This window comes from Roseateles sp. P5_E11, assembly GCF_054049355.1.
This window is the reverse complement of sequence record NZ_JBFUMO010000425.1, coordinates 1-5,233: the sequence shown is the minus strand read 5'-3', so window position 1 is coordinate 5,233 and position 5,233 is coordinate 1. Positions and strand designations below refer to the sequence as shown.

The window sequence follows — 5,233 nt, the reverse complement described above, 5'->3', positions numbered from 1 at the left end:
CGATAAAGGTGATCCCCATGATCAATCACAAGCGTCACAAGCGTCTGCTCAAACTGCTGGACGAACGCGAGCACGCCAGCGTTCAGCAATTGATGGACTGGTTGTCGGCCTCGGCCGCGACGGTGCGGCGGGATATTTCCTGGCTGGCCGCAAAAAACCAGTTGACCCGCACTCGAGGCGGCGCGCAAAGGTTGGAGCAGAAGAAAAAGTCATACACGCTGTCCAGCGAGACTTTTCAAAACAATGCCCAGCAACATACGGCCGCCAAGCGCGCCATCGCGCGTTATGCCACCTCGATGTGCRATGACGGAGAAACCATCATCATCAATGGCGGTACCACCACCTTCATGATGGCGGAGTTTCTCGTCGAGAAGCGGCTGAAGATTCTCACCAACTCCTTCCTGATGGCCGAGCGCCTGCTCGTCACCAGCGACAACGAGATCATCCTGCCCGGCGGCAAGGTTTACCGCGAGCAGAACGTCATCCTCAGCCCGTTCGAGAACGACGTGGCCCAGCACCACTACGCGGCCAAGATGTTCATGGGCGTCTACGGGCTGTCCATCCTGGGCCTGATGGAGGCCGACCCGCTGCTGATCCAGGCGGAGAAGCGCCTCATCAGCCAGGCGGAGGAGCTGATCGTGCTGGTGGACAGCTCCAAGTTCCAGCGCAAGGCGGGCCTGGTGCTGTGCGGCTTGAACCGCGTGTCCACCGTCATTACCGACACCGGCGCGTCCGACAGTGCCGTGCAACTGCTGGAGCACTACGGCGTGCGCGTCATCACCGTGGAGCCTGAAGCCGTGGACCCTCGCGTGGTGGAGGCTTCGGCGCTGAGCTCGCATGACTATGCGGCCGTGCTGGAGTCGGGCTCCTACCACCGGCATGCGGGGCTGGTGTCTTGAGCCCTGCGGCCGGCGATCTCGTTTCAGGCACCGTCGTCCTCGACATCGGCAAGACCAACGCCAAGCTGACCCTCATCGACGCGGCTGGCAAGACGCTGGCCGAAGCGCGCACGCCCAATACCGCGCGGCGAGACGGGCCTTATCCGTACCACGACACCGAGAGGCTGTGGGGCTGGATGCTGGACCAGCTGCGCGAGCTTTCCACGCTGGCGTGCATCCGCGCCATCGTGCCTGTCACCCATGGCGCGACGGCGGCATTGATCGATGACGCCGGCCTGGTGCTGCCGGTGCCTGACTATGAGCATGTGCCGGGCGACGCCGTCGATGCCGCTCGCTATGACACGCTGCGGCCGCCGTTCGACGAGAGCGGTTCGCCGCGGCTGCCGGCCGGCCTCAACCTCGGCCGCCAGCTGGACTGGCTGCAGGCGAGATTCCCCGCGGAGTTCGCTCGCACCCGGCATGTGCTGATGTACCCGCAGTACTGGGCCTGGCGGCTGTGCGGGGTGGCTGCGAGCGAGGTCACTTCCTTGGGTTGCCATACCGACCTGTGGCGTCCCCGGGTGGGCCGCTGGTCCAGCCTGGTCGAGCGCCTGGGCTGGGAGAAGCTGTTCCCGCCGCGCCGCGATGCCTGGGCGCGCTTGGGCAAGCTGCGGCCCGAGCTGGCCGCGGACACCGGCCTGCCCGGCGACTGCGAGATCGTCTGCGGCATCCACGACAGCAATGCCTCGCTGCTGCGCCATCTGCTGACCCTGCAGCAGAGCGGCCCCTGCACGGTGCTGTCCACCGGCACCTGGGTCATCGCGGCGGCCCTGGGTTCGGCGACCCAACCTCTCGTCGAGGCCCAGGACATGCTGGCCAACTGCGATGTCTTTGGCGACGCAGTGCCCTGCATGCGCTTCATGGGTGGGCGCGAATTCGGTGCCATTGCCGGCGCGCAGCCGGCCAGCTTCGGTCTGGACGAACTGCAGCGACTCATTGCACAGCGCACCCTGGCCTTGCCCTGCTATGCCGAAACCGGCGGCCCGTTCGCGGGCCAGCCCGGCCGTGTCACCGGCCCAGCACCCCAGACGCCCGCCGAACAGGCCGCGCTGGCCACGCTCTACGTCGTGCTGATGGCCGACCATTGCCTGGCCGCCCTGGGCACCACCGGCCGTGTCGTCGTCGAAGGCGCATTCACGGCCAACCCCTGGTTCGGCCCGCTGCTTGCCGGCCTGGCCGAAGACCGTGAGGTGACCGTGTCGGACGACAGCAGTGGCACAACCTGCGGCGCCTGGCTGCTGGACGCCTGGGGCAGCGCGCCCGAGGCGGCAGCCGCGCCGGTGGCCGCATTGAACCTGCCGGGATGGCGGGCCTACCGCGACGCCTGGCGCACGAGCACCGGCGCGCACTGATCTGCAAGCCACGAAGAAGAAGGGCCGGCCTCCCGCGAGGCCGGCCCTTTGACTTGGGGTCGCGGTGGCGTCAGCCGCGTCGGCGGCGCCTGATGCCGGCCACACCCAGCCCGGCCAGCGAGGCCAGGGCCAGCGAGCCCGGCTCGGGAAGAGTGAAGGCGCGCACGCTGTCGATGGCYGGCACGCTGTAGCCGCTCSTGTCGGTCGCGCTGTCAAAGGCATACACCCGCACTTCGTCAAAGCCGACGGCGTCACTCAGCCCGAGTACGCCGCCAATGCCCGCCGCGCCCAGGGACACGCGACCGGTGCCGGTCTGCACGCCGTCCAGCCAGGTCTGCCACATCAGGTAGATGTTGGCGTAGCCCGAATCGACGGCGAACTCGATGCCGTTGAGGTCGCGTGCCGTGCTGCGGATGGACAGGTAGGCGTTCATGCCTGCGGTGGCGAAGTAGTTGCCCGAGAAGGCCTGGCTGTAGGTCTCGCCGGCGCCCAGGTCCACGCAGTTGCCACCGGCATAGCCGCAGCCGCCGTTGTCGTTGGCAAAGCCCGTGTGGCTGAACAGCAGGCCGCCTTCTGACCAGGGACTGTCCAGGTTGATGTTGGCCTCGAAGTCGGCAGCGGAGGTCAGGTGCGCTGCGCTCGGCGTGGCGCTGCCGGCGCCGGTGGTCTGCACGACGGCGGCGCTGACGTGGGCTGCCAGCAAGGTAGAGGCGAGGAGGGTGATGTTTTTCATGGGAAGAGCGTTCATTGCGCGGCAATCAGATCGATGGCATCGAAGGACAGCGCCGGGCYCAGGAAGGCGGCACCGGCGGTGCCGCTGACGGTGTTGATGGTCAGCACGTTGGTGCCGACGACCAGCTGCGCGGCGGGGATGTCGAAGCTGTAGGTGCGGTTGAAGCCGCGGTAGGTGCCCACGGTGAGGTTGCGCGACACCTTGGGCGGTGCGGCGGGAATGGCCGACGTCCAGCTGTTGACCGTGACCTGTGGGCGGGCGCCGGCGAAGTCGGCCGTGGTGCCGAGGCGCAGCCGCAGCGGCGCGGTGTTCTGGCCGCGCTTGAGCGTGAAGCGCACCTGCAGGCCGTTGTTGACATCCTTCCATTGATAGGCGGGCCATTGCGTTGCGGCATTGGATTGGCCGATGACGAAGGGACTGATATTCCACGACGCCATGCGCACGTCGGACGGGTGCATGAAGGTCAGCTTGTCGCCGTTGATGAACTCCTGCGGCGTGCCGTCCCAGTGGCCGATGCGCCACAGCGTCGGCGTGGCCTCGGGGTCGGCCGTGATGGCCACCGGGTTCAGCGCGTACGTGGCATTGGCGGTCACCGTCACCGAGCCGGTCTGCACGGCCAGCTCGCCCTTGTAGACCGTCATCGTGTAGACGCCCGGCAGCATGCCCGTGGCCGTGAAGTGGCCGTCGACGGGGTCGGCGTCGGCCCAGTACTGTGCCTGCGCGTTGGCGAAGCCCACCGCGTAGGGCAGGCCGGCGATGCGGCCCGTCAGGCCGGCGCCGCTGACCGAGCCTCGGCCCACCGGAGGCACGTAGCCCAGCAGGCCCACGTTGCCGTACCAGCTGGTGTCGGGGCGGGCCGTGGGGGCCGTGCCGTCGTTGAAGATCATCGTGTACGTGTTCAGTACCCCCATGCGGAAGGCTTCCGTCTKGGCCTCGCCGTAATTGACGATGTAGGTCAGCTCGTTGGTCGTGTCGGTGATCTGCTGCAGCAGGCTGCGGTAGAAGGGGCCGCCGGAGCCGCCTTCGTTGTTGTCGCGCCAGAACCAGATGCCCACGCCAGGGCCGGAGYCGCCGACGAACTCCCAGTCCTTCAGCCGGCGGTTGGCGTAGTGCTTGGAGCGTGACTGGCCGTATCGCGCATYGGTGGCCGGGAAGCCGAACACGTSGCTGGCCTCGATGGCGCCGCTGGTGCCGCGCAGGTCCTCGGCCCAGAAGCTCTCACCGTTGTAGGTGCGCAGGCCGCCGGCCGCATTGACCGGGCCGCCGTTGGGCAGCTTGGCGATGGGGATGCGGGCGATGAAGCGCACCAGGCCGTGCACGTCCGGCTCTTCGGTGAAGTGCGTGCCCATGTGGATGTTGGACTCGCCCTTCTTCACCAGGTAGTAGTGCGTCAGCACGCCACCCTTGGTGCTGGTGCTGGTGAGGGTGACGCGGATGTAGTCGCTCGCGTTGACCACGCCGCCGTTGCTGCTGGAAGCCGGCGTCACGGTGCCGTTGGCGCTGACGGCCTCCACCTTCAGGCCCACGGCGCTGACGCCGTTGTAGAGCCAGTCGGCCCCGGAGTTGAGCTGTGTGCCGCGGGCGGGGTCGGCGTACTCCACGCCCTTGTAGACCATGCTGGACAAGTCGCCGATGGCCGTGGTGCTGCTGCTGTCCCAGCCACGCACCTTGAACACCAGGCCGCCATCGGTGTCGATGACGTACTGCGGCCGCGCCGCGTTGTTGTTGTCGTGGACGGTGGTGATGCTGAAGGCGGCCATCGCGGCCGGTGCCGCCGCGGCGAGCAGGCCTGCGGCCAGCCAGTGCGCCATAGGCCGGCGCGAGCTTGTCGTGTTCATGAAGTCTCCTGGTCTTGTGTCGTTGTTCACGGTTTGCGGGCTTGCCCGCAGCCGGAGCGGAATGTAGGCAGCGCCTGCCTCCGCGTGTACTCAACCAGATGAGCGTTTGAACAGCGCCGCTCGTGCGCCCGCAACTCTTCGCTCAGATGAGCGCTATCACCGCGTTTGCCATAGCTGCGCGGTATAGCGCGCGCTTGCGGATCACTTGATCAGCGCCTGATACGTCAGCCCGCGCACGCGCAGATGCAGCGTCGAATTGCCCGCCGGCCGCAGCTGCGTCATGAAGAGGATGACGAGGCGCTCCTTCGGGTCCACCGTGTACTGCGGGAAATAGGCGCTGCCCCAGCCAAAGGCGCCTTCGCTGCCCAGTTC

General features: G+C 67.4%; 4 protein-coding genes. 2 read left to right on the top strand and 2 right to left on the bottom strand.

Going from position 1 to position 5,233, the window contains the following annotated elements; all coding sequences use genetic code 11:
• Together ACXJKR_RS23720 and ACXJKR_RS23715 are read left to right on the top strand one after the other, a co-directional pair.
• The coding region (locus ACXJKR_RS23720; RefSeq protein ID WP_457324905.1) for a DeoR/GlpR family DNA-binding transcription regulator at nt 1–899 on the top strand (899 nt) is incomplete at its 5' end.
• Complete coding sequence (locus ACXJKR_RS23715) at nt 896–2,290, top strand: FGGY-family carbohydrate kinase (RefSeq protein ID WP_457324904.1); 1,395 nt, start codon at nt 896–898, stop codon at nt 2,288–2,290. The genes ACXJKR_RS23720 and ACXJKR_RS23715, both read left to right, overlap by 4 nt.
• 70 nt (nt 2,291–2,360) lie before the next feature.
• On the opposite strand, the gene ACXJKR_RS23710 is transcribed toward ACXJKR_RS23715, so the two are convergent.
• Together ACXJKR_RS23710 and ACXJKR_RS23705 are read right to left on the bottom strand one after the other, a co-directional pair.
• The gene (locus ACXJKR_RS23710) at nt 2,361–3,023 is read right to left on the bottom strand and encodes a PEP-CTERM sorting domain-containing protein (protein ID WP_457324903.1); all 663 of its coding nucleotides are present in this window, start codon (nt 3,021–3,023) and stop codon (nt 2,361–2,363) included.
• Nucleotides 3,024–3,034: 11 nt separating this feature from the next.
• The gene (locus tag ACXJKR_RS23705; protein WP_457324902.1) at nt 3,035–4,861 is read right to left on the bottom strand and encodes a rhamnogalacturonan lyase B N-terminal domain-containing protein; all 1,827 of its coding nucleotides are present in this window, start codon (nt 4,859–4,861) and stop codon (nt 3,035–3,037) included.
• Nucleotides 4,862–5,233: the final 372 nt, after the last annotated feature.